Annotated in this window: 15 protein-coding genes; 12 read left to right on the top strand and 3 right to left on the bottom strand. The window is 49.2% G+C overall.

Annotated features, from left to right (window positions below; all coding sequences use genetic code 11):
• The first annotated feature begins 19 nt into the window (after window positions 1–19).
• The 6 genes from HGH91_RS06800 (at window position 20) to HGH91_RS06775 (ending at window position 13,558) form a co-directional block, all read left to right on the top strand.
• Window positions 20–3,355, top strand: a complete 3,336-nt coding sequence (locus tag HGH91_RS06800) for a SusC/RagA family TonB-linked outer membrane protein (protein ID WP_168737668.1) — start codon at window positions 20–22, stop codon at window positions 3,353–3,355.
• 11 nt (window positions 3,356–3,366) lie between these two features.
• Entirely contained in the window at window positions 3,367–4,755 is a 1,389-nt protein-coding gene (locus HGH91_RS06795; protein WP_168737667.1) for a RagB/SusD family nutrient uptake outer membrane protein, read from the top strand.
• A 20-nt stretch (window positions 4,756–4,775) separates the two neighbouring features.
• A complete protein-coding gene (locus HGH91_RS06790; protein WP_168737666.1) occupies window positions 4,776–6,929 on the top strand; it encodes a T9SS type A sorting domain-containing protein in 2,154 nt (717 codons plus the stop codon).
• Window positions 6,930–6,932: 3 nt separating this feature from the next.
• Entirely contained in the window at window positions 6,933–10,436 is a 3,504-nt protein-coding gene (locus HGH91_RS06785) for a hypothetical protein (RefSeq protein WP_168737665.1), read from the top strand.
• A 218-nt stretch (window positions 10,437–10,654) separates the two neighbouring features.
• Window positions 10,655–11,215 carry a lipocalin family protein gene (locus HGH91_RS06780; protein WP_168737664.1) on the top strand — a complete coding sequence of 187 codons (561 nt, stop codon included), beginning with the start codon at window positions 10,655–10,657 and terminating at the stop codon, window positions 11,213–11,215.
• 363 nt (window positions 11,216–11,578) lie between these two features.
• Window positions 11,579–13,558, top strand: coding sequence for an FAD-dependent oxidoreductase (locus tag HGH91_RS06775; protein WP_168737663.1), 1,980 nt, complete (start codon window positions 11,579–11,581; stop codon window positions 13,556–13,558).
• A gap of 82 nt (window positions 13,559–13,640) precedes the next feature.
• Here HGH91_RS06775 and HGH91_RS31390 read toward each other — a convergent pair whose 3' ends face one another.
• Window positions 13,641–13,775: a hypothetical protein gene (locus tag HGH91_RS31390; RefSeq protein ID WP_262888297.1), complete on the bottom strand. Its 135-nt coding sequence runs from the start codon at window positions 13,773–13,775 to the stop codon at window positions 13,641–13,643.
• Between the two features lie 10 nt (window positions 13,776–13,785).
• Complete coding sequence (locus HGH91_RS06770) at window positions 13,786–16,935, bottom strand: lantibiotic dehydratase (RefSeq protein ID WP_168737662.1); 3,150 nt, start codon at window positions 16,933–16,935, stop codon at window positions 13,786–13,788.
• Between the two features lie 253 nt (window positions 16,936–17,188).
• Between HGH91_RS06770 and HGH91_RS06765 the strand changes: the two genes are divergently transcribed.
• The 4 genes from HGH91_RS06765 to HGH91_RS06750 all read left to right on the top strand — a co-directional run bounded on the left by HGH91_RS06765 (window position 17,189) and on the right by HGH91_RS06750 (window position 19,739).
• Complete coding sequence (locus tag HGH91_RS06765) at window positions 17,189–17,344, top strand: hypothetical protein (protein WP_168737661.1); 156 nt, start codon at window positions 17,189–17,191, stop codon at window positions 17,342–17,344.
• 64 nt (window positions 17,345–17,408) lie between these two features.
• On the top strand, window positions 17,409–17,591 hold the full coding sequence (locus HGH91_RS06760) for a hypothetical protein (protein ID WP_168737660.1): 183 nt from the start codon (window positions 17,409–17,411) through the stop codon (window positions 17,589–17,591).
• Between the two features lie 195 nt (window positions 17,592–17,786).
• Entirely contained in the window at window positions 17,787–19,001 is a 1,215-nt protein-coding gene (locus HGH91_RS06755; protein ID WP_168737659.1) for a lanthionine synthetase C family protein, read from the top strand.
• A 123-nt stretch (window positions 19,002–19,124) separates the two neighbouring features.
• Complete coding sequence (locus HGH91_RS06750) at window positions 19,125–19,739, top strand: response regulator (protein WP_168737658.1); 615 nt, start codon at window positions 19,125–19,127, stop codon at window positions 19,737–19,739.
• Between the two features lie 45 nt (window positions 19,740–19,784).
• Here the strand turns inward: HGH91_RS06750 and HGH91_RS06745 are convergent, their stop codons facing one another.
• Complete coding sequence (locus HGH91_RS06745; protein WP_168737657.1) at window positions 19,785–20,627, bottom strand: universal stress protein; 843 nt, start codon at window positions 20,625–20,627, stop codon at window positions 19,785–19,787.
• A 557-nt stretch (window positions 20,628–21,184) separates the two neighbouring features.
• Here HGH91_RS06745 and HGH91_RS06740 point away from each other — a divergent pair.
• Both HGH91_RS06740 and HGH91_RS06735 read left to right on the top strand, forming a co-directional pair.
• A complete protein-coding gene (locus HGH91_RS06740) occupies window positions 21,185–23,728 on the top strand; it encodes a hypothetical protein (protein ID WP_168737656.1) in 2,544 nt (847 codons plus the stop codon).
• A 5-nt stretch (window positions 23,729–23,733) separates the two neighbouring features.
• Window positions 23,734–24,840 (top strand): DUF928 domain-containing protein, encoded by a 1,107-nt coding sequence (locus HGH91_RS06735; protein WP_168737655.1) that lies wholly within the window; start codon window positions 23,734–23,736, stop codon window positions 24,838–24,840.
• Window position 24,841 lies beyond the last annotated feature (1 nt).

The following is a 24,841-nucleotide window of genomic DNA, read 5'->3' as shown; positions in this document are numbered from 1 at the left end:
AAATCCACGATTAAAAAATATGAAATTCCTTGCCTCGGGCTTACTCTCTGTCACCAAAAGAGGGCCTGCCAAATTATTATGGATACTGCTGATTATTGTACTGCTGCCGGTTTGCGCTGCCGCGCAAAATGTAACTGTATCCGTGAAAAATGTGCCGCTCGAAAAAGTATTTGCAGTGCTGAAACAACAAACCGGCTACTCGTTTATCTGGCGTGGACAAACCACACCGGCCATGAATAAGGTATCACTGGAATGCACCAACGAACCATTTACCCGGGTGCTGGGCACGCTGCTGGACCGACTTTCGCTGCAATATGAAATAACAGATAAAATTGTAGTGGTCACCAAAAAAGAAACGCCGGCTACCACCGGGAAAGAGCCGCCGACGATGACCATCACCGGGCAGATCAGCGATGAAAAAGGAGGGACGTTGCCAGGCGTAACGATCCGGGTAAAGGGGACTGCTTCCGGCGCTACTACTGATGCGCAGGGACGTTTCTCCATCAATGTTCCCGGGGAAAACAGTGTGCTGGTATGCTCCTATGTGGGCTTTGAGCAGAGAGAAGTGGCGGTAGCCGGTCAGCAAACATTACATATCACCCTGAAGCTGCAAAGCGCGTCTCTCAACGACCTGGTGGTAGTGGGATATGGTACGCAGCAAAAAAAGAATGTTACCTCGTCCATCTCCTCCGTAAAAGGCAACGAGCTGGCAGGCGTAGCAGTGACCAGCCTGGATGCGGCGCTGCAGGGTAAGGCTGCGGGTATACAGGTAGTGCAGAACTCCGGCGCTCCCGGTGATGAAACGTATATCCGTATCCGTGGTAACGGCTCCCTGTTTGGTGAGAACAGGCCCCTGTATGTGATCGATGGCGTACCTATGAGCAACCTGCCCGCTGCTCAATACGGCATCTCCGGCGATGGACAGCGGATTGCCACGACCAATAATATTAATCCCAACGACATACAATCGGTTGAAATTCTGAAAGACGCAGCCGCCGCAGCCATCTACGGTTCCCGGGGCGCCAACGGCGTAATCCTCATCACCACCAAAAGAGGCGCAGAGGGGAAGTCAAGATTTAATTTCAGCATGTATACCGGCGTTGCCGATATTCCGAAGCGACTGCCCGTGTTAAACGGCGAGCAATTTGTAACACTGTTTAAAGAATCAAGGGCCAACGCTGGAATGCCCGACGATCCGGCTATTGTAAACACAGGCCGCAATACCAACTGGCAGGATGCCATCTTCAGATCAGCGCCGGTGTCTAACTATAACCTGTCTATCTCCGGCGGCTCGGGAAAAACATCCCACTATGTTTCCCTCGGCTACCTCGATCAAACCGGTACCATCGTGGGCTTGCAGCATTTTAAACGCTATAACGGGCGGGTGAACTTCGACTTTGCTGCTACAGATAAATTAAAAATAGGGGTCAACCTTACCGGGGTACGTTCTATCAATAACCGTATGGATAACAGCTTTTCCGGCCAGTCTGTACTGGCGCTGGCATTGATAGAAAATCCAAACGATCCGATTTATAATCCCAACGGCACTTATTATACCGATCCGGGCCGGCACTGGACTAACCCGGTAATGATCGCCAATAACCTGCGCTTCCAGTCGATCGTAAACAGCTATATAGGCAACGTATTCGGCGAGTACAGCATTTTGCCCGGCCTGAAGTTCAAAACCAGCTTCGGTTTTGATAACCAGCAGGTCACCGACGACCGGTACCAGTCCAAGCTGGTCAACAATGGCTCGGCCGCCAGTGGCTTTGTATCTGTGTTTACACAGTTTTTATGGGTTAATGAAAATACCTTCTCGTATACGCCTGTCCTGAAAGGCCGGCATAAATTAACGGCCTTGCTCGGACAGAGCGCGCAGCAAGCCAGCGTACGGCGTATAGGCGTTTCCGGTAATACCAACTCCACCGATATTATACAAGCGGTAACAGGGTTTACGTCGTTGTCTTCGCCGATAGACTATCGCTCGCAATGGGGGCTGGTATCCTATTTCGGCCGGATCAGTTATAACTATGACGATCGCTACCTGCTGGAAGGTGTAGCCCGCACGGATGGATCTTCCCGTTTTGGCGCCAACAAGAAATATGGTTTCTTTCCTTCCATCTCTGCTGGCTGGCGTATTATCAACGAAAATTTCATGAAGCAACAGCGCTTTTTCAATGACCTGAAGATCCGTGCCAGCATTGGCGTTACGGGGAACAATGAAGGCCTTGGCTCAGATTTTCCTTCATTGGCCACTTATTCTACCGGGTATAACTATGGCACCGAGGCGGGAATCGCCGCTACCTCCCTGTCGAACGTAGACCTTAGCTGGGAAGCCACCACAGCTACCAACCTGGGGCTGGATGTATCTTTCCTGAACAGTCGCATTAACGTCACTATAGACGCCTATCGCAAACTCACCAACCGCCTGATCTTTAAACTGGACCTGCCCTATACTTCCGGTTTCGCCCGCACCAACGGCGCCAATATAGGCCAGTTGCTGAACAAAGGACTGGAGATTTCTGTGAATACCGACAATATCCGGGGCGCTTTTACCTGGAGCACCAACTTCAACCTGTATTTCAACCGCAATAAGATTACCAGCCTCCCTGAAACCGTAGCAGGAGACCCGTCCAGCTCCGACTTCACGGAAAGCCTGCCGGGATCTTTCTATACCAGTCAGCCTACCAGCATTTTTCGTGTAGGCGAGCCTGTTGGTTCCTTCTTTGGCTACCGTAATAAAGGCGTAGATCCGGCTACCGGCAACATGATCTATGATGATATTAATAAAGACGGGAAGATAACAGCGGCCGACCGCGTCATCCTGGGTACCGCTCAACCGGATTTTACCGGTGGCCTTACCAATACCTTCGGCTACAAAGGAGTAGACCTGAGCTTTTTCCTGTATTGGTCGTACGGCAATAAAGTATACAATCAAACCCGCAGTATGCTGGAAAGGATGAGCAGCTATAACAACGGCGACGCCAAAACACTGAACCGGTGGACGCCGCAGAACACCATTACCGACGTGCCCCGCGCGGTATTCAACGATCCAACGGTGCCGGGTAGTTTGACCAATGGAGAAGTGTCGCAACGTTTTGTAGAAGATGGTTCGTTTATCAGGATGAAGAATATTACGCTGGGGTACACCATCCCTTCTTCCACCTTGAAAAAAGCGCGCATCAGCAGCGCCCGCGTATACGTCAGCGCACAGAACCTGTTTCTCATTACCAACTATTCCGGTTTAGATCCGGAGTCGCAGAACCAGTCGGTGAAAAATTCGCAGCTGGGTATTGACTGGGCCGTACAGCCGCAGGCACGCACGTTCCTGGTAGGATTAAATGTGAACTTTTAAAAGCAGCCGTTATGAAAAATTTACGACTAATATATATCCTTCTTCTTTTTGCCTCCTGTACCAAAGTACTGGACCAGGTTCCGGAGTACACGATTGCAGATGAGAATTTCTGGCAAACCGGCAATGACGCCGAATCGGCCGCCGTGGGCATTTACCCGGCAATACAGAGCATTGCGGCGCAATTTCCGCTGGCATTTGATGCCGGCTCCGATGCTACTACCGCTTTGTTGATCAACTACAGCCCTTTTTCTACTCATGGCATCCCGGTAGATAACCTGATCGTGGCTGCTTACTGGCAGAATAACTATACCGGTATTGGTCGCGCCAACGATTTGCTGAAGCATGTACCACCCATGAAGGATAGCTTGTTTGCTCCGGGGCGTAAAGAACAGCTGTTGGGAGAAGCCTGTTTTCTGCGGGCCTACTTTTATTTTAACCTGGTAAAAGCCTATGGGGCGGTGCCTTTGGTGCTGGAGCCTTATACTTCCTTTAACGCCGATTTTACTGTTCCCCGCACTTCGGTAGACAGTATTTTCAAGCAAATTATTGCCGACCTGAAAATTGCAGAAGCGAATCTGCCGCCTACTTTTGCGGCTGCCGTTACTACCCGGGGCCGCGCCAGCCAGGGCGGTGCCAAAGCCTTGCTGGCCAAGGCATACCTGAGCATGAAGGATTATAACGCTGCTGCGTCCAAAGCACTGGAGGTGATGAACAGCCCGGTGTATAGCCTGGTATCCGGTAGCGCGGCGTATAGCGGTATGTTTTCTACCAGCGGTAAAAACAGTACCGAAGCGATTTTTGAAATCCAGTATGTCAGCGCTTCAGCACAGAGCAATGGCTTGTACAGCTATTATATTCCTGCCAATGGGATTCCCGCAGGACTCCAAACCGGGGGCTACCAGGTTGCGCCTACCACAAAAATTATTAACGCGTATGAAAGTGGTGATATACGCAAGGCCGCCGCGTTGGGCTTCAACAATGCTACGCCGGCTTTGCCTTACGTCAATAAGTATACCCGCTTAACCAATGGTACAGAGCCAGATATTATTGCGCTCCGTTTGGCAGATATCATACTGGTGAGAGCAGAAGCCCTGAACAGCCTGGGGCAAACGGCCGAAGCGGTGGCTGCACTGAATATCATCAGGCGCCGTGCCTTTGGTTTACCAACAGATCAGCCTTCTACCCACGACTATCCACAGGCGGGAGAAACGGACCTGACGCTGGCCATCGAAAACGAACGGTTTAAAGAGCTGGCCTTTGAAGGACACCGGTTCTATGACCTGGTACGCACCGGCAGGGCCGCCGCCGTGCTGGGTATCACCGCCGATCAGACCCTATGGCCTATCCCGCTGCGGGAAATTGGCCGTAACCCACGGCTGGTGCAGAATAATGGTTATTAATCCCTCAAAAAATAATAAAGATGAAAAACATTATTACTACTATCCTGTTGCTGTCCGCTCACCTTGTATACGGACAGTACACTACCACCTGGGTAGGCAACAATTTTTCTGATGTAGCCAATCACGTAGGTAATTGTGCCCGCTCTATGTGGGTGTCGCCGGAAGGGGTGGTATATACCGCCTCCATGTGGGATGAAAAGGGACGTAATATTGGTATTTATCAGCAGGCCGCTACCCTGGGATCTATGGGCGGTAACAAGGAGTCGCAGGGCAGCGCTATTGGTGGCAACGCTACCTATATCTTCACCGCGCAGCAGGCGCCTAACGCCGGTAAGGTGGGCCGCTATAACCGGGCTACCAAAACCCGCGACCTGCTGTTTACCGCCAGCACTGGCACTGGCGATGCCATACAAGGCATTGCTGTTTCCGGCGGACGGGTATTTGTGAGCGATTCCAGCGGTAGCCGCGTGGAGGTATTTACCACGGCAGGCGTAAAGATCCGCGAATGGGCCGTAACGCATCCCGGGGCCATCGCGGTAGACAGCGCCGGCGCCGTGTGGGTGGTATTGCTGGGCACGGGCACGGTACAACGTTTTGATTCTACCGGCCTGGCTGGAGCAGTATTAAATATAGGCGCTACCGCGCGTCCTTCTGCCCTGTATGCCGACAGCGCCCGCGGGCAGCTGCTCGTAGGCGATCAGGGCCCCGATATGAATATCAAGATGTATGCGAACCTAACGGGAACGCCTGTATTAACAGGCACCTTTGGCGTAACCGGCGGTTATCTCAACGAAACTTCCGGTACCCGCGGAGCTACCGGCGACAAGCGTTTTACGCGGGTGGCGGGTATAGGTCGCGATATGGCGGGGAACTTATATGTGCTGAATAATCCCTGGGGAGGTACCTGGGACTTAGGGAGAAATGGTGCTACAGATATTCACTGCTACAATAACGCCGGTACGTTGCAATGGACCTTGCAGGCCCTGAACTTTGAAGGAAACGCTGCTGCCGATGCCGGAACAGATGGGCAGTTATTGTACAGCGGCAATATAATTTATTCCTATACCGGTACAAACGGAGGCACGTATGTGGCCAATACCGTAGATCCCTATCGCTATCCGCAGGATGCGCGTATACAAATGAGCGATCATAGCCGGGGCGAACACTTTGGCCACCTGGCCAATGTAGGCGGACACCGTATCCTGGTGGCCAATAACCAAAATGCAGATATCTTTTACACTTACTATTTTAATCCGGCTACCGATGGATATATCGCGATTCCGGGAGATACCATCAGCAAAGTAAGAAATGGGTTTTGCCTGGACTCCCTGGGAGATATCTGGATTTCGCAGGATAAAACCAATGCCATACAACACTATCCTTTAACTGGTTTTGCCAGCAATGGAAAACCGATATGGGGCCCGGTGATTTCCACGCCTACGCCGGCATCTATTGCCCGGTTAAACCGACTGGAATATATACCAGCCAGCGATGTGATGGTGCTGGCCGGCGGTAATACCGACTGGACGCTGATTGGCAACCGGATAGAAGTATACCGGGGATGGGTGGCCGGAAATCGTACACCCGACACCGTTATCACCCTGAGCAGGGCCCAGGCTAAGTCTATGTCGGCCGCAGGCAACTACCTCTTTGTCGGCTATTATGCGATCCCCGATATCGATGTATTTGACCTGAGAACAGCCGCACTGGTACTAACCATGAACAGCAGCAACCCGGCAGTATATGTGGGTAACGATGTGGATTCGCAATATGGTATCAAAGCGTACCACCGTTCCAACGGCGAATATTATATCACGAAAGATGACTACAATGCCAACAAGATAGTGCTTTACCGCTGGACGCCGGCTCCGGATTCAGCAGCAGCACCGGCTGCAGCACTGGCACATATGCAGGTAGTAAATGAAAATGGCCTGTCCGTATATCCGAACCCGGTAGTGAACACACTGCATATCGATTTACCGTCAACAAAAGCGAAGAATTGTGTCATCCGCGTGTACGACATCTCTGGAAAACTCATTAAAAACACCCTGGTAAAAACAAACGAAGCCGTAAACATAGATGTAAGCAACCTGCCGTCCAGTGCGTACATCTTGGTGATCACAGATGCCGCTACCGGTACCGCCATAGGCCGGCGAAAGTTTATAAAGCAATAACAGATGAAATATATATGGATGACCGCACTGGCACTGATCAGTGTGGTAAACAGCATGGCCCAGATGAAAGCCCCGGAAGAATGGGTAAACTACGAATCGGTGATGGGTGTCAAAAACCGTCAACGGCATTATGATTACAATGTGATGCTGATACGCGCGGCTATTCCCTCCAACGTACTGTGGCCGGGAGAGCAGCCGTCGTATACAATACAGGTGGTGAATGAATTGAATGAGCCACTGATAGCCGATGGAAAGATAGAATTGATCAGCTACGCCACCAAGGGGCGTCCGGGTGATATATGGCTGCCGGAAATGGAGCGGCATGCGACGATAAGCAGCACACCGGTAAAGGTAAAGATAGACCCCAGGGGATATGTGAACCTGGAACATGCGCCGCAAATCCCCAACCGTTTCGGCGGATATGCGCTGGTGCTGGACCTGGGGAAGTATGGGCGCCGCTTTATCACCAGCCTGGTGCGTACATTCAGCGCCAATCCACAGCGGATACAGTATCCTAAGCAGTCGCTCGATGATATGGGAGCCGATTTCCTTCAGCGGGTAGGCGTACAGGCTATCCGCATGGGGGTAGATTATACACCTACTAACGCCGGCGACTATACGGAAAAAATGGCGGATTTGAACCGTAAGCTGGAAGAATATAAAGAGAGAAATATCACTGTATTGCTGATGTTTGGCGCGGGAACGGCCCCTTTGCCACTGGGCAGGCCCCGTTCTTTCCTGGATTCGGCAGGTGTTATGAAAAAAACAAAACAGGACTTTGTATGGGCGCCATCGTCCGACGGCGACTTCCGGGAGTTTGTACACCGGTTATGCGTGAAGTATGGATGGCCCAAAGGCCCGGTTACCGCGGTATCGTTATGGAACGAGCCATGGGAGGGCGCTTCTATTTCCGGCTGGCAGTCGGATATTCCACGTTATCGCGAGATATATACAGTGATGGCCCAGGCAGTGCTGGAAGCCCGTAAAAAAGGAGCAGATGTATTGGTAGGTGGGGGCGACTCCAATTCCAATGCCTGGGACAAACTGTTTGCAGATGGGAAAATGACCTTTCTGCCCATTTTCGATTTTTGTTCTATACACTACCAGGGTATTGAATCGCCCGCTATTTACCCCGATTGGGTGAACAGAAAATCCCCGCATGGTCGCGTTAAAATATGGGATACAGAAAGCTGGGTGGGTAATACCGACGATCGTATAGGCCTCACCGTAGCCACCTGCCGTTCGGCCGGGTACGACCGGTCCATGGGCATTTACGCCGGGTATATGTATACCGGCGGGCGTGGTAGTGAACGATTCACCCAGCAAATACACACACCGGAAGGCTTGAAGGAAATGACCCGTATCCCGGATACCTGGTCCCAGGCAGCAGCGTTGGGGGCCGTACAACACCTGGTAGGAGAGCGTGATTTTAAACAATTGCTTTTCACCAAAGGGTTGCCCTGGCTAATGGTATTTGACGGAGGCCCCAAACAACCCGACGACGGCACCGTAGTGGTATGTGGCGATATCGGCGAGGCCTTTGGCCCTGAGCATGTACTCTTTCGCGGTGTACGCGGGCTGTCCAGCAAAGGCCCATATGAACCTTTGCAGGGTGGCAGCATGACGCTGCCCGCCGATGGTGTACAGCTGTATGATTTCTATGGCAACACCATCGCACCGGTAGCGGGGAAGCTGGTGGTACCGCTGAACAGCCAGGGATATTTCCTGCGCACCAACGGTAGCAAAGGTTCTTTTACCCGCCTGTTGCAAACCCTGGAAATAGCGCGGATAGAAGGTTATGAGCCGGTGGAAATTATAGCGCAGGATATGACCGCCCGCATCGAACAACAGCCTGTTATGCCGTTGCTGCTCACCAATATCCTTAACCGGCCGGTGACCGGCAGGCTCCAGGTAACATTGGGAGGACTACCACTTCGTATACCCGATACCGTTCACCTGGCGCCACATGAAACCCGTATCATCCCGGTGAAAGTCACCGGTGGCACGGCGGCAGTGAATAATACCTACCCGCTGAGCGTCCGTTTTGATGCCGGCGCCGATGGCGCCGCCTCGCACCAGGAAGATATGCATGTAAATGTGATATCACGGTTAGGAATACACGTAGATGGCAAACTGGATGACTGGAAAACGGCCTTGCCGCAAACAGTGAGCAGTAGCGGTGCGGCGACCGTTAGCGTAACGGAAGCCGCCTGGTATCCATTCAAGAATTTTGATACCAACGCCAACGGCTATGCTAACGGCTACTTCGCCTATGACGATCAGTACTTTTACTTTGCCTCCAAAGTGGCCGACAGCACCCCGCATCCGGGAACGTACCGGTTTGAGCATCGCCCGGATGATGAATTCTTTTATCCCGATACCGCTTATATCATGGATATGCAACGCGCGCTGATCAGCAAAATGGGCAGCGTACCTGCCGATACGCTGAGCGGCCTGCAACTACCCAACAGTAACGGTTATACGATGCAGTACCTGGAGAGCGCTGATAATACCAACGCCTTCGGCATCGACCTGCAATTACGGGAAGATAAACTTACGCAGGTAGGCCTTTATCTCCCTAACCTCCGGGTGCCGGGGATCATGGTGGAAGTATATAAAGGCGACCAGCGTGTGCACCAACGCTACATCAAAGATTTGTGGAATGGTACCTGGGAGCTGTTGCCGCTTTCCGGGAAAGTAAGGATCGTATTGCGCAGCAGGGACTGGTGGTACAGCGTGAAACTGGGCGCCGTACTGTTTGACGACGCTGCCGCTACCGATACGGCAAGAGAAGATTTTGATACCCGCGGCCATTGGAAAGGGGTATATGGCAAGCGCGGCTACTATCTCGCAGGACAGCCGCCGGCATTGCCTGCCGGCGTTACGCTTAAAGTTCTGCAGGAAGAGCTGAAATACCCACTCGTTTGGCCAGCGGGGGTACGGCATTATACCTACCGTAAAAACCCGGTGACGCCTGATAACTCCGGTTTAGGCTATTCTTTCGATAACGTGTTGCTGGCCTTTAATGTAATACCCGATGGGCAGGATGGTATGCTGGCCAATCCACCGGGAACGATGCCGCGGTATACCGGTTATAAGTGTACCGACTATGAATATGCCCTGAATCCCGTGGCGCCGGAATATGGCGGCGGTGCTGAAATATGGCGGTTGTTGACGCCGGGCTTAAATCGTAAGCATTTCTTCCCCCGTCAGCCTAAATCCGAAGGGGAGGGAGCCGTAAAGAACGGGCAACTGGTAATACGCCGGGAAGGCAATACCGTGATCACCGAATGTGCTATTCCCTGGGCCGAATTGCCGGATGTAAAGAAGGCGCTGGACAAGGGACAGAAAATTAAGTTATCGTTCCGGGTAAATGATAACGGTGCGCCCGGTAGTTGTATGGAGCTGGCGAAAGAGCGGAGCGTATCCAAGCTGAATGCGAGGGCCTTTCATCCTGACTGGAAAACGCATTGGGCCAACGAAGTAGGGTTTGGAATAGAAAAATAAAGGATCATTAAGGAAGGCGTATGACAGGGCTGGCACCACCGGCCGCCCGTCATACGCTATTTTTTGTGGTTACATGTAGAAACAGCGTAACCTGCCCGTCCGTCTTTCCACTAACTGTAGCAAAAAAGCAACAGTACGCTTACGACAGCCCCGCGTCTGGCGAGCGCGTCATAAAGGCAACATATTTGTAGTAGCTCTCCCGATATAAAATTATGGCTATGAAGAAGGATAAAAAATTGTTGGCCATTGCCGTTACGGCCGGCGTATCTGCGGCAGCCGCCATTTTATTGTATAATGCGTTTAAAGTTTCTATTCCAAAGGGGGCACAGCCTATCTATCCTTTTGATGTACGGAAGTACCTGGGCACCTGGTATGAGATCGCGCGGCTCGACTACAAATATGAGCGCCATCTGACCAATGTAACCGCCACTTACGCAATGAATGGTGGCAGCGATATCAAAGTAAGTAACAAAGGATTTAACCCGGATAAACAGGAATGGAAGGAGAGCACCGGCAAAGCAAAATTTATAGGTCCGCCGGAACTGGCCCGCCTTAAAGTATCTTTCTTTGGGCCCTTTTACGCAGGCTATAATGTGATAGATGTGGATGAACATTACAAACATGCGCTCGTGGTTGGTAACAACCTGCATCATATCTGGATATTGTCCCGCCATACCAGCATTCCAGCCGACATCAAACAACGGTTTCTCGATAAAGCTGCGTCACTGGGTTACGATACCAGGGCATTCATCTGGACGAAGCACGACCAGAATGCCTGAATACGGGAAGTGAAAAAATAAATTATGAAATACTAAATAAATTAGTATTTTTGTAGCGAAAGCAAATTGAATAATGTAAAGAAGTCCTGGATGCCCTGCTGTAGAGGTAAACGGGGCTTCTTTATTTTATATAGGTACTAATTTAATTAGTAATTATGCTCCCGTGGCAGGAGAATATGTCCTGCAATCCCGGGTAATAAATTTGTCGTGCAATCATTTTTCCCCCGTATTATATCTTTTCCGTGCATTTCCTTTTCTAAGCAATGCGCTGTATATTGATGAGGAATATATGCTGCTATCCTGTAAGTTCCACGTTACAGCCTTCGCAGTTTTGTCTGTATCAACTATCATTTTTTACGAATTATGTTATTGAAAAAAGTCATGCTGCCCGCATGTATGCTGTTACTGGCAGGTCAATCCCTTTTTGCAGTTACCCCCAGGGAGGTAGATGTTTGTATTTACGGTGGCACCTCCGCCGGTGTTATTGCTGCATATACCGCAAAACAACTCCATAAAACGGTGCTGCTGATTTCACCGGATAAACACCTGGGCGGCCTTACCACCGGTGGATTGGGGTATACTGACATCGGTAATAAATCTGCCATCACAGGCATTTCCCGCGACTTCTACCGCCGCATTGGTCAGCATTATGGTAAGCTGGAGCAATGGATTTTTGAACCACATGTAGCCGCCGATATTTTCCAGCAATATATTGATGCAGCTAAAGTGAATGTGCTGTATGAATATCAACTCAACAGTGTCCGCAAGAAAAATGGATATATTACGGAAATCACCGTGAAAGGTCACACTTCGGAAGTGGTGAAAGCCAAAATGTTTATCGACTGTTCCTACGAGGGCGATTTAATGGCGAAAGCCGGCGTAGCGTATACGGTAGGGCGGGAAGCTAACAGCCTGTATCATGAAACGTATAATGGCGTGCAGATGATGCATGAACACCAGTTTCCTGATGGTGTGGATCCCTACAAAATTCCTGGCAAGCCGGAAAGCGGGCTATTGTGGGGCATTAGCCCGGCTACCCTGGATGCACCCGGCACCGGCGATAAAAAAGTGCAGGCTTATAATTATAGAATTTGCCTGACTAATCAACCCAATAACCAGGTACCGATCACCAAACCGGAAGATTATGATCCGTCCCGGTATGAGCTGTTGCTGCGATTGCTCCCCAAATTAAATGCCCCCACCCTGAATACCATCATGATCATCAGCCACATGCCGGGCGGTAAAACCGATATTAATAACAGGGGCGCTTTTTCTACCGACATGATAGGTATGAACTATGATTACCCGGAGGCAGATGATGCCACGCGGCAACGTATTATAAAAGCACATGAAAACTATACAAAGGGGCTGCTGTACTTTATTGGTCATGACGAACGCATGCCTGAGCTGCTGCGCAAGGAAATGCTTGCCTGGGGCTATCCCAAGGACGAATACACCGACAATGGGCACTGGTCGCCGCAAATGTATGTGAGGGAAGTGCGCCGCATGGTGGGTGCTTACGTGATGACCCAGGCCAATTGCGAAGGACATGAAAAGATAAGCGACGGCGTAGGCATGGCCGCTTATACCATGGATTCGCACAACTGCCAGCGTATCGTGGTAAACGGGATGGTGAAAAATGAAGGCGATGTACAAAAGGGTGGATTTGGACCTTACCCGGTTTCTTACCGTTCTATCATTCCGAAAGCCAGCGATTGTAAAAACCTGCTGGTACCGGTATGTTTATCTGCGTCTCATATCGCTTATGGGTCTATTCGAATGGAGCCGGTATTTATGGTGCTGGGACAGTCGGCCGCTACCGCCGCCGCCGTGGCCATCGATGGTCACGCCCCGGTACAGGATGTGGACGTAACGGCAGTGCAACGTATGCTGAAAGAAAATCCGCTGGCCAACAATAGTAAACCAGAGATCCTGGTAGATAACGATGATGAAGCCCATACCGTGAAAAGCGGTTCCTGGGACCGGGTGACCTGGGGCGGTTATGGTCCTTCTTTTTTAGCCGATACGTCTAAGGGCGCAACTGACAAATTTATGCGCTTTTTGCCGGAAGTGCCGGCGCAAGGACGTTACAAGGTATATGCGTATATTCCAAGGGTACCTAATCATGCTACCGTTACCTGGGTAAAGATCAACAATGGGCAACAGGAAACCAGGATACCTGTTAAATCGGAGTCAGTGAAAGTAGAAGGGCAGACTTCCGGCGAATGGGTGGATTTGGGAGTGCATACCCTGAGCGCAGGAAAAAATACTTATGTAGAAATCAGCAACCGGGAATCGGATGGGGTAGTAGTAGCAGATGCTATTTTATTTATTCCTGAATAAACGGAAGCATATACAATAATAATACCGGGTAGCGGCATTGTTTGTAGGAGTAAACAATGCCAATGCCCGGTATTTTTTAATGTTAGCAATCGAAGGTGTGATGAGTGGTGGTAGTAAAGACGGTAGTGGTAGGAATTTTCTGTCCTTGCGCATTACCATTTAATTTGGCCACTTTTACGGCGCCCAGGGTCATTTTTTTTGCTTGTTGCTTTTTCATACTCAAATTTTTATTTAGTGATTAATAGAGGCTTTGTTTGTTGTTGCTTCTGTGCGATAGCCAGTCGGGATTCATAATACCGGTGCAGGAAATGATAGAGTACCAGTTCATGTTTACGCTGGTTGGACAATAATATCCGGTTAAGGAACATATGAATGTAACTCGACAGCAGGTCGTCATTTCCCCTGGTACCGGTTTCCTGCAACAGCTCTTTTATTTTCCGCGAGCGGGCGTCAAAGAAAGCGATGGCAGCTGCGATGTCGTTATCGTTATCTTGCGTGGGATCGAGAAAGCTGCTGACAGGGCGCATTTCCGCGCGGTATTTATCGTTGAGCTGTAATAGCAGCGGTTTCCCTCCGCCAAATTCTTCAAAGAAACCTGACTGCAATTTTTTTAGCAGTGCTGCTTTATGCGGAAGACGATAACCAAAATCGTCCAGCAGGCTATCAATCCCCCGCAGTGCGAGCTTCCAGCGATAGGCTTCTCCTTCTTCCTCTTCCAGCAGGTCGATAATGCCGGTTACACATTCACTGTCGCAGTGGAAAATATCCTCGCTGAACCTCATGGTATGGATGCCGTAGCGTTCAATTTCCCGTTCATAGGTATCGGTCTGCATGCGATACAGTTGCCCGTTTCCGATATGAGGTGCGAGTTGCTCGTATAGTTTTTCCATTACTGTTTTCCAGAATCCTTTGTCGCTGGCGTGATGGAACCTGACCCGCAGGTGATGATCCGGATCGGTGTAGCGGATAAAGAACCATTTGTCGATGAGCCTTTCTTCCTGCAAGGATAGTGCAAGGGGGCGTATCACTGATTTCAGGAGGGATTCAGCATTCCGGGTGCCGGTGTACAATTTTACATACAGCCATTCACTGCCGGTGGCAAATTTCCTCGTAGGTAGAGCGCTGGCAGCCGATCCTGGGTAAATACCAGTATCTCTTTTGTTTTTTTCGGAAGAGATATTCTTTAGCGGGATGATCAATTCATTGGTATGTTTCCCATCAGTTCCCGTTATCCAGCAGTTGTCAGGTGTATGGAGGTATTCCTGCAGGGTGACCTGTTCTTTTTTGAGCAGTTGGGTTACCAGCAGGTGTACGGATACTTCATTGTGAAGATCCGCCGGCAGTTCATTGTCGCCTTCCCTGATGACCACATACCGCGGAAGCTCCAGTTGTGCGCTGATTTCCCGGAAGAGGGTCATATAATCTCCTGCCGCGGCGTTGGCGAGTGTGGGGTAGGTTTTTTTATGCAGCAGCCAGGTGCTTTTGCTGAGAATAATATTGCCGTATTGTACGCGTGGGAGGAAGGAGATATCGCCTGGAATCTGCCAGCGCCACATAATGCCGGTGTGATAGTCCTGGTGTTGCAGATCGCACAGGAATTTGTATACGGGGAGTCCCTGGTGGTAGTTGTGTGCGGTGCTAAGCCTGGGAACGATGATCTTGTCCAGTTTTTTAGATCGCAGCACCACTTTGTTATTTTGCACGCTTACCATCAGGTCGGAGAGTGGTAATTGACAGTCATCCGGTGTAGTGCTGTTGGCCAGGTATACGATTTCATATTTCCTGAGTCGTGGGCGCATCAATATATTGCCGGTTCTTGATTCGGGGAGGTGTACCACTTCCGCGTAGATTTTTTCCGGGTCGGCGGCTTCTTCCTCCTGCAGGCATGCTTGTACGTTGGCCAGTAGTTTTTCGTCGCCGTGACAAAATCGGCCGAGCAGGTTGGCAGCGGAGGGGCCCGAGCAGCCGCTCATATCAAACAGGTAGTGTCCATGATCGATGTCGGTTGCGCTGCCGGCCAGTATGCTGCCCATCAGGTACATGCTGTGCGGCAGTACAGGGCTGGTATCCGTATCTTTTAGGGTATCCAGTTGTTCCCGGGTAAGGGTAATGGTTTGTTTACGTTGTTGCAGGCAGGCCAGCAGCTGTTGCAGTTGGAAGTCCTGCATTTTGCTATGGGGCTGGTTATTCGCCGGTGCTTGTTTTATAATATGCACATCGTCTACCAGTGGTGTATGATCAGATCCGCTGCCGGAGTAGGAGCCGTACCCGATGCCTGCTTCGGTGTCAAGTGCCAGGCTGAGTGGAATTTCCTGTTCTTCATAGCGCTGATGGAATGCCTGGCAGAACTGTTGCAGGTCGGTGTTTTGGTGTTGAGTGGCCAGTTTCCATAGTTGTCCCATTTGAGCAGCCAGTTCATTCACGACGGTGTGGCTCAATTGGTTGCTGTTGGTGGCCAAAAACAGGTCTGTTTGTACCAGGTCTTTATTGCTGGTATCGGGTAATAGTGATTTTACGAGTGCATGGGCTGCCGTATATTTTTCGACGCCGGTGTCCTGCGCCTGTAGTATTTTTTGCAGTTGAGACAGGGGCCTGATGAATGTTTCCGCTTCCGGGAGCGCAGCCAGGCGGTTTACCAGTTGCACAAAAAATTCTTCCCCGGTAACAGTCGGTTCCAGTTCGCTCACAAGTAGCTGATGTTCGAGTAGTTCAGCTGTAAATTCGGCGGCTTCTTCCGCGGAGATGTCTGCGCTGGTAATACTGTTGCGGATTTCGCTCAACCGTGCGCCGGTAGCGGCGGTAGCCAGCATTTTGTCGAGATAGGGGCTTTTATTGACGGCTGTAAGAAAGTAAGTGCGGATTTTATTTTTGATGCTGTATGCGGCGTAACGGTAATGAGCGCCGGTGGCATATAGTGAGTTGTTGGGATAATAGCGTAGTTGTTCCCGGATAGCAGGTGTGGCAGTGATGGCGGCGGCCAGTTCTGCTACGTAGTTCATATCCAGGCGACAATGTTTTTTATGGGCTGTTTTCTCCTGCAGTTGTATGCTGGTGTGATCGGCGGTTTCGCCGGTAGCGCAGCCTGCAAAGAGGCCATAGGGCGTACAGCGGGTGCTCATCCTGAGCAGGTAACGATAGAGGGTGAGGGCCAGTTTATATTGGTCTTTTTCACTGACGCCGGTACCGTGCTGCCACTTTTGCCATTCCTGGTATAGCTCCGGGGAAGCAATGTAAATAGCTTCCTGCAGGCAGGCATCCTGGAAAATATCTTTGATGACAGTAGAAAGTGTGGCATTAGTAATATGGCTTAACTGCTGGATAGTATTAACAGGTAAGAGTGGCGTTCTTACCACATAGAAATTTTCAGCTCTGATCATGGCGCAAGGTCAACATTAGGTACTGAAGGTACCGATTCCGGCTATGGCAGACCATCACGTAAAACAGGTAAATTTTAATAATAGTATTTAAAAATCACGTTTTTCCGTGAGCTGCCGTGTCTAAGTTTCTCCCTACTTTTATAGCAAATCCTGCAAGCCCGTATTAGTCACCCTATTTAATTAAACCTGTAAACCTGATTAAACCTGCCCGCTTTATTGTCTTTTATTTTTCACCACATATAAATGTTGCATTATGAGAAAAATACCAATTAAGAAGCTTACGTTGGGTAAGTTGAAAGTAGCCAAATTAAGTCTCCGCGAGTCTGCTGATGTAAAAGCGCCTACTTATACTGGTTGCAGTTTATTTGCGAAATGTCCTCCTCCTATTTCAAAGGATACTTGTTTCTAAGTAAACAACCGGGAGTAATTCCGTTTTTCTTCAACAATTAACTGTACTGTTTAAAAATCAGTTTATGAAAAAAGTCACCGCGAAAAAACTTAATCTGGGTAAAATAAAAGTTGCTGCATTATCGTCGCAGTCAAACATGCCGCAAATGGCTGCTACTGGCGTGCTTTGCGTCATTTCCTTCCGGGTATGCACAGATAACATGAGCCAGGGAGCTCCTATCTGCAGCGTGGATTCCTGCCGTTTTTAACGGTCGCTTTTTATACGCCGGCAGGGCATAGGTGTGCCGCCTGCCGGGTATATTTTCCGGCGTGTATACATATAGGTTATTACCCAATGTATGCGCCCGGATTTATATCTTATCAACTGAACTGTATGGCAAAACATGTGCGCGCAAAGCAATACATGTTTTGCCATTATATATTTAATAACGGCAATCAATTATATGGATCAAAGAGAAGCAGCCGTATTGCTGCTGCGAAGGATTTGCGGAGAACTGGACCAGTTTATCGCCACTGATGCGCATGCGGGATTGCTGGGCGGGTATACCGGCGCAGCATTATTTTACGCATATTATTTTCAGCTTACGGGTGAGGAGCAACACCTGGATAAGGCTGCCGCCGTAGTGGAAAAATGTTTGTCGGCCTTATCAGATACGCCCATGGATGGCTCGCATTGCAGTGGGATGGCGGGTATCGCCTGGTGCCTGCAGCACCTGGGCGCCATAGGGTTGCTGGATACGGCCGACACCACCGATGCTTTTACAGAAATAGATGCGGTGGTAGCAGATTTTATGGCAGCCGAACTGGTGGCAGGACGGAATGATTTTTTGCACCAGGGGCTGGGAGGCGCCCTGTATTTCCTGGAGCGCTGGCCGGCAACGGAAGCGGCGGCGCCATTGGAGGGGCTAATACAGCACCTGGAGGACACGGCGCTGACACTAACAGGAGGTATTGCCTGGAAGGATAATTTTTCCAGCACCAGCGAAGCCAATAAAGACCAGGATCTTTTTAACCTGGGGTTGGCACATGGGGTGCCGGCCATCATATCTGTGCTGGCCCGCTGCTATGAAAAGAACATCGCCCGCCACCGCGTGCTCCCCTTATTGAGTGGCAGTATATCCTGGTTGTTGCAAACCAGGAACCTGGCCAGCCCGGTGGGGCAGTCGCTGTTTCCCACCCTGGTAAGTGCTGCCGGCGACGTGGTAGGCGCGGCGCACAGCCGTCTGGGCTGGTGTTACGGCGACCTGGGCATTGCGGCCACGCTGTTGGGAGCAGGGCATCGGCTACAACGGGGCGACTACCAGCACGACGCCTTGCAGATATTCAGGCAGGTGGCCCGTGAGCGCAATGTAAAGAACGGGGCTGTACATGATGCCTGTATGTGTCATGGCAGCGCAGGGATTGCACATATCCTGCAACAGGCAGGCCTGTATTATGGAGATGAGCAGCTGCTATCGGCTTCGCAATACTGGTGGAAAACGACACTGGAAATGAATACCTGGGCCGATGGTCCGGCGGGTTTCAAGTTTTATCATCATCCCGACTTTGTAAGTAGTCATAATATGCTGGAAGGTATTGCCGGTATTGGCTTATCGCTGATCAGTTTTGCCGATACCAGTATTAAACCTGCCTGGCAGGATAGCCTGTTGATATTTTAAACTTGTCGTGAGAAGGAATCCCTGGATTTTTTTATTATCTTACAATACTATAGTAAATGGGCTCACTTGTTTACCCAGCTCAGAATGCCACAGCTTATACACGTTACAGCAAATTGAAGAACCATGATCCGTTTATATTTTGTTGATGATCATCCATTGATCCTTGAGGGCTTGAGATCCTTGCTTGGCAGGGAAACTGATATACAATTAGCAGGAGAAACCCGGACTGGTACATCCTGTCTCCGTTTCCTGGATCAGCACCCCGCCGACGTGGTGTTACTGGATACCTCCCTGCCAGATATCAGCGGGGCCGAACTTTGTGCCAGCATAAAAAAACGGTACCCCACTGTAGCGGTGTTGGGGCTAAGTTATCATAAAAATGACCGGAGTATTGCCGGGTTGCTCGACAGCGGCGCCAGCGGATGCCTGATGAAGAATGCCGATAAAGAAGAATTACTTAAAGCCATTCATGATGTATACTCGGGACATACGTACTTGTCCGCCGAACTGAAACAGGCCCTGAAAGACGAGTGCGCCCATCACCTGCACATTACCAAAAGGGAAAAAGAAGTATTACGGCTCATCGCCAGTGGGCATACCAATCATGAAATAGCAGAGCAATTATTTATCAGCTCGGATACGGTAGACAGCCACCGCCGTAACCTGTTGGGGAAGTTCAATGCGCGCAACACCGCCATGCTGATTAAATGTGCCGTAGATACCAAGGTGTTATTATAAGCCGGAAGCGGTCAACTCCGGTATACGCCGGAGTTGACGCTTACATTAACAGATTGCTCCCGGAGGTAAAGACAGCAAAGGGATATTAGAGTTATACGCCAGTTTTTTGGAGATACTATTATGAAATAAGGACGCCATAAAACCGCGCTGTTGCGGCACCACCACCAACAGGGATGCGTGGTGACGGTTGGAATAGTCGAGTATACCTTCTACGGTATGATCTTCCTTTATATAGTCAAAAGTAGCGTTGTATTTTTCAAAAATATTGTGCAGGTTGGTAATCGCCTCTTTCGTTTCTACGACATATTTTTCGTCCTTTTCTTTGGCGATATTAAGCACCTGTATATCTACGGGGAAAGCATCCAGGAATTCGTACAGTTGATGCACCGGGACGGTGCTATGGTCTTTCAGGTCGGTAGCAAAAACAATAGATTGCATGGGGCGCCCCAGTGGCGTGTCTTTAGGCACCATCAACACCGGCACGCCGCTTTCTGTGATCATGAGTGAAGTGGTGCTGCCCAGTAATAGTCGCTCCAGCCCTGATCTGCCAGATACCCCCATCACCAGGATATCTACTCCCTGGTGTTTACAGAAATTCTGTATATGTACCGGCAGGGAAATGTCTTCTGCCACCAGCTCAATCGGAATATTAGGCACCATGGGTTTAATCCGGTCCTGCTGCAGGGCCAGGTTTTCCATACTCTCCAGGTATATTTGCCGGCTTTCCTGCGTATTACTTACCGGAAGGTCGGTACCCATCACCACGGTTTGGAAAGCATGGTAGAGGATGATCCGCGTAATATGTAAAGGATCCGCTATCTGAGCGCCATATTCGGCGGCCCGGAAAGCGTTCTCCGAAAAATCGGTGAGTATAAGCATTGTTTTCATAAACCAGTTGTTTTTTCTGGTGAATAAAAAGATGGCAGGCTATATAAGATAAACAACCAGGAAGTGCATATGTTCATTACAGGGGCTTACTGTTTAGTTAATTTTATCTACGGAGAGCCATCGCTGTGCGGCTATTTTTATCATGCGTATAAATTTATCTGTAAATAATTTTTGTTTGTTGAAATAAACTTTAGCTTTGTAATTGTTCGTTGACTCGCAACCTTTTTATTCTGACTTGTAGAGTTCTCGTGCGTCTGTTTGTTAAGCATATTCATATATTGTTATTCTGTTTTAAAATCCTATATTATGAAATATTTTGTACGAAGCTATCACTGCTGCAACCCGTTCATTTATTCGGACCAAAGTCAATTAATTTCCAGGTAGATCATAAAACCGGAGTAAGGTATTGGTAAATGCCTGAAATGTGCTGTCTGTGCATATTCCTCTCTGTATTGCCGGTAATTGATGCTTCGATAGTCAGGGCATCTTGTTAACCGTCAGCAGAGGTAACCATCTGTGTTTATTTCTCAGCATTTGTATTCCCCAATTTAAACTGTATGGCAAAAGCTATAGGGGCGTTGTTTGCGTGGATGTTGATTTCCGCGTCCGTACATGCTCAAATCACTAGTAAAATATCGGCTGTAAACAAGGCGACCGGTGGCGCCGTCAGGATAACTTCTCCTATGGAAAATGATATGCTGCAAAAGCTGATTGCAGACTCATTGAATAAGCGGAACGCTTCCGGTATTTATTCCTCCGCAGTGAAGCAACTGGGTCCGGCGATACCAGGTGTAGGTGCGGCTCAATACCTGCAAATGCCGGTAAGGCAACAGTTTACCGCCTATATCAGTAATTCCTTTGGTAAACAGCAACTGGCACAGTTGCAACAGGGAATGAACCTGGCCAGGGATTCTAATCGTATTAAACAGTATATCAACGGAAAGCTGAGAGGATTTTATGCGTTAAGAAATGATGCAGGTATTGATCAGTTACTCGCCAAAGGCGCCTATAAGAACGATTTGAAAGGGCTTACCCTGGGAGGATTTATTGATAACAACCCTGGAAACTCAGGCGTAGCAGGCATCAATGCCCGGCTGGACGACCAGGTGATGATAAAGAATATACCCATTAACATAGGGTATTCCAATATTTCAGGGCGCAGCGTTTGGGACAATGACATGATTAACCAGTCGCTGTTTAAGTTTTCTTTTGATAAAGAGGCTTATGTAAAGCGCTTGAATGGTATCGTAGAAGAAAAATACAATCTCAAAAAGTATTTCCTGGATGATATAGATATTGCCGGAGCGATGAAATCATTTGTAAATGATCGTTTGGCATCCATACAGCAAACTATACCTGATGTAGGTGCACCACAGGCCGCGGCATTTAAGGCGTTGTTGAGCAGTGATCATATTATCCAGCTGGATTCCCTGCAGATAAAGAATGAATTGTTACATAATCCTGCGCTTTCACTCACGGAGGCAGATCTCGATCCCCAGGTGGCCAGGCTGCAGGATAGTTTATTGCAACGCGCAGGAGGAAAAGATAGCCTGTTAACCGGGCAGTGGGAACATTTACGTACTGCCAGCGCGGCCAGAACCTACCTGGAAAAAGTATACCAGTTGAAAAGAGATGTAGGAGAAGGGCTACAGGCCAAGTCTGTTATTGCGGATCAGCGTACCACGGGTAAACGCATCAGCGGTGAAATGGACCAGGAAGCCAGTAAAGTACGGAACATAAAGGATTTGTTGCCACTGGGCATGTTGCAGAAATTACTGCTGAGTGCAAAACAGGTAGACATCGGGAATATTGCAGCCAGTGGAAGCAAGGGAGGTGTCCAGGACTTATTTATGTCAGGTATACAAACTTCTTTCCTGGATAAGGATAAATTTTTAATGCTGGGCGCCGGCAAGCGGATGGATGGCGGAATGGTAAAGGATCAGCCCTTCAACTCGTCGCTGGATCCGGGCGCTTACAGTATGCAATTTTTGCAGACAGGTAAAGGAGATATCGGTGCGCCTCACAGTCATGCAGGCGTAGTAAATGCCAATACCAAAAGTGATAACCGCCGGCAATATTCCACGTTGAACCTGCCCCGGAATACATTTGTAGGAGCATTTTCTGAAGATGTAAGTGTAGGTAAATACGGACGTATTGCGGCACAGCTATCCAAATCCAACAATAGTTTCAGAAATTCCGCAACCGGGAATGATCCCATGGTAGCTTCCAAAGCCGCTGTACTGGGGATGTTCAATGACTTTTGGGAAACCTTGTCGGTGGGGCTCGATTATAACGGAAAGGTGGATGAGTGGAAACTGACACAACGCGCTTACATCAGCTATTCCGGCCTCGGATATAATAATCCCGCTTCCCCGGGCGCAGGAAGAGGAACCATCCGTTATGGTTTGCGGTTGAAGCGCAGCTGGTATAAGAATAAGATTTCGGTAGGCGTGCGGTCGGATTTTCAGGATATCAGTGCCTCGGCGTTGACCAATAGTAAATGGAGAAACCGGCAATTTGCCATTGACGGTCGTTGGAAGTTGAATCGTAAGCTCTCATTCGATGCCCACTTTAACCAGTCGGCCATGAAGAGCACCGGAGGAGATAAGCCGGCACAATTGCAGTATCTCACCCGCCAGCTATCTGTTGGATCCCAGGTGAATGGCGCCTTATGGTCGTTGCCTTTCAACAGCAATGTAATATTGGGTTATCAGCAGGTAGATGTTTTACCCCAGCACAGCACGATGTTAAACCTGAACCTGAATCACAACTTCATAATAAATACCCATGTACTTTCCCTTAATCTCTTCTATAATAAAGATATTAAAGGAGAGGCAGTGTATGCCAACCTGCTCACGCTGGAATCCGGATGGACCTATCAGCTGCTACGCAAGCTGAATTGTTCGAGTGGCCTTACTTACCTGGATAATAAGGCGGTGGTGCAACAGGTGGGGATCAGGCAAACAATTGGTACCAACATCCTGCCGAAACTGAACATGAGTATGTTTATTGATTGCCGGAAAAATTTGTTAAATACTCCACAAAACTATCTGTTTGGCAATTTCAGAAGCGAGGTGGCTTTCTCTTACCTATTGAATTGAGTTTTATGTTGAAGTTATATTCTGGAGTGATATTCCTCTTCCTGCTACTTTTTGCCCGAACTTCCTATGCACAGGTATCATTTGTTTTCATACCTGAAATGCAGGGGCGTACCCTGGACGGCCTGATGCAGGTGAAGGTGGCCAATCCTGCAGGCCAGTCGCAAATGGTGACACTCACGGTAAGGGTATCCGCTGCGAATGCCGGCGAAGTGGTAGCTATTAAATCAGCCGCTTTTCAACTGATGCCAGGCACCAATACTTTGCCTGCCGGCTTGTTTTCCAGGGCGGCTATACGTTTCGGTAACAACAAAATTGCTACGGTGTGCCGGCAGTCCGGATATTTTACGGAGGGTGATTATGAGTATTGTTTTGAACTCAACCCTGCAGACGCGTCGCACCAGGGTGAAACGATCGGGGAACAATGTTTTGACTATTATCTGCAGCCATTTACACCACTTATCCTGATCAATCCCGCGGAAGAAGATAAAATCTGTAACAAACGGCCGCCTTTTTTCTGGCAGCCCTTATTACCCGCTATTCCTGGTGTGCAGTACCGTATGATATTAACTGAAGTGAAGCAGGGGCAGGCAAAGGTAGAAGCATTGAATTATAACCTGCCGGTGATCAACCAATTCAATATTGCCACGCCTATGTTGTACTATCCGCCGCTGGCAAAAGACCTGGTGGAAGGCAAAACTTATGCCTGGCAGGTAACTGCTTACAAGAATGATATGATGCTGGTGAATTCCGAAGTATGGGAGTTTACGGTGGAATGTGAGGACAATAATGTGAAAATTGTGCCGGAGAGTTACCGGGATATTGATGATCTCACCAAAGGTAATTTCTACCTGGCTAAAGGAAGTATACGATTTGCCGTGCAAAATACTTATGCAGACACAAAGCTCGACTACTCCATTCGTTGTATTTCCAATCCGGAGCAACAGGTGAAAAAGTTACCAACGGTAAAGCTGAAATGGGGTAGCAATAACATACTCATACCCCTGAATGATAACAAGTCATTTGTAGACGGATACTACTACCTGCTCGAAATAAAATTGCCCAACGGCGTGGAAAAACGCTTACGGTTCCTCTTTAAAAGTGAAACAGAATAGG

Source organism: Chitinophaga eiseniae, assembly GCF_012641265.1.
Lineage (GTDB): Bacteria > Bacteroidota > Bacteroidia > Chitinophagales > Chitinophagaceae > Chitinophaga > Chitinophaga eiseniae_A.
This window is presented reverse-complemented; position numbering and strand designations above follow the sequence as displayed.

Excerpts from the sequence above, each read along its gene's own strand:
- HGH91_RS06800 (WP_168737668.1), top strand. The coding sequence starts at position 20 with ATGAAATTCCTTGCCTCGGGCTTACTCTCTGTCACCAAAAGAGGGCCT.
- HGH91_RS06795 (WP_168737667.1), top strand. The coding sequence starts at position 3,367 with ATGAAAAATTTACGACTAATATATATCCTTCTTCTTTTTGCCTCCTGT.
- HGH91_RS06790 (WP_168737666.1), top strand. The coding sequence starts at position 4,776 with ATGAAAAACATTATTACTACTATCCTGTTGCTGTCCGCTCACCTTGTA.
- HGH91_RS06785 (WP_168737665.1), top strand. The coding sequence starts at position 6,933 with ATGAAATATATATGGATGACCGCACTGGCACTGATCAGTGTGGTAAAC.
- HGH91_RS06780 (WP_168737664.1), top strand. The coding sequence starts at position 10,655 with ATGAAGAAGGATAAAAAATTGTTGGCCATTGCCGTTACGGCCGGCGTA.
- HGH91_RS06775 (WP_168737663.1), top strand. The coding sequence starts at position 11,579 with ATGTTATTGAAAAAAGTCATGCTGCCCGCATGTATGCTGTTACTGGCA.
- HGH91_RS31390 (WP_262888297.1), bottom strand. The coding sequence starts at position 13,775 with ATGAAAAAGCAACAAGCAAAAAAAATGACCCTGGGCGCCGTAAAAGTG.
- HGH91_RS06770 (WP_168737662.1), bottom strand. The coding sequence starts at position 16,935 with ATGATCAGAGCTGAAAATTTCTATGTGGTAAGAACGCCACTCTTACCT.
- HGH91_RS06765 (WP_168737661.1), top strand. The coding sequence starts at position 17,189 with ATGAGAAAAATACCAATTAAGAAGCTTACGTTGGGTAAGTTGAAAGTA.
- HGH91_RS06760 (WP_168737660.1), top strand. The coding sequence starts at position 17,409 with ATGAAAAAAGTCACCGCGAAAAAACTTAATCTGGGTAAAATAAAAGTT.
- HGH91_RS06755 (WP_168737659.1), top strand. The coding sequence starts at position 17,787 with ATGGATCAAAGAGAAGCAGCCGTATTGCTGCTGCGAAGGATTTGCGGA.
- HGH91_RS06750 (WP_168737658.1), top strand. The coding sequence starts at position 19,125 with ATGATCCGTTTATATTTTGTTGATGATCATCCATTGATCCTTGAGGGC.
- HGH91_RS06745 (WP_168737657.1), bottom strand. The coding sequence starts at position 20,627 with ATGAAAACAATGCTTATACTCACCGATTTTTCGGAGAACGCTTTCCGG.
- HGH91_RS06740 (WP_168737656.1), top strand. The coding sequence starts at position 21,185 with ATGGCAAAAGCTATAGGGGCGTTGTTTGCGTGGATGTTGATTTCCGCG.
- HGH91_RS06735 (WP_168737655.1), top strand. The coding sequence starts at position 23,734 with ATGTTGAAGTTATATTCTGGAGTGATATTCCTCTTCCTGCTACTTTTT.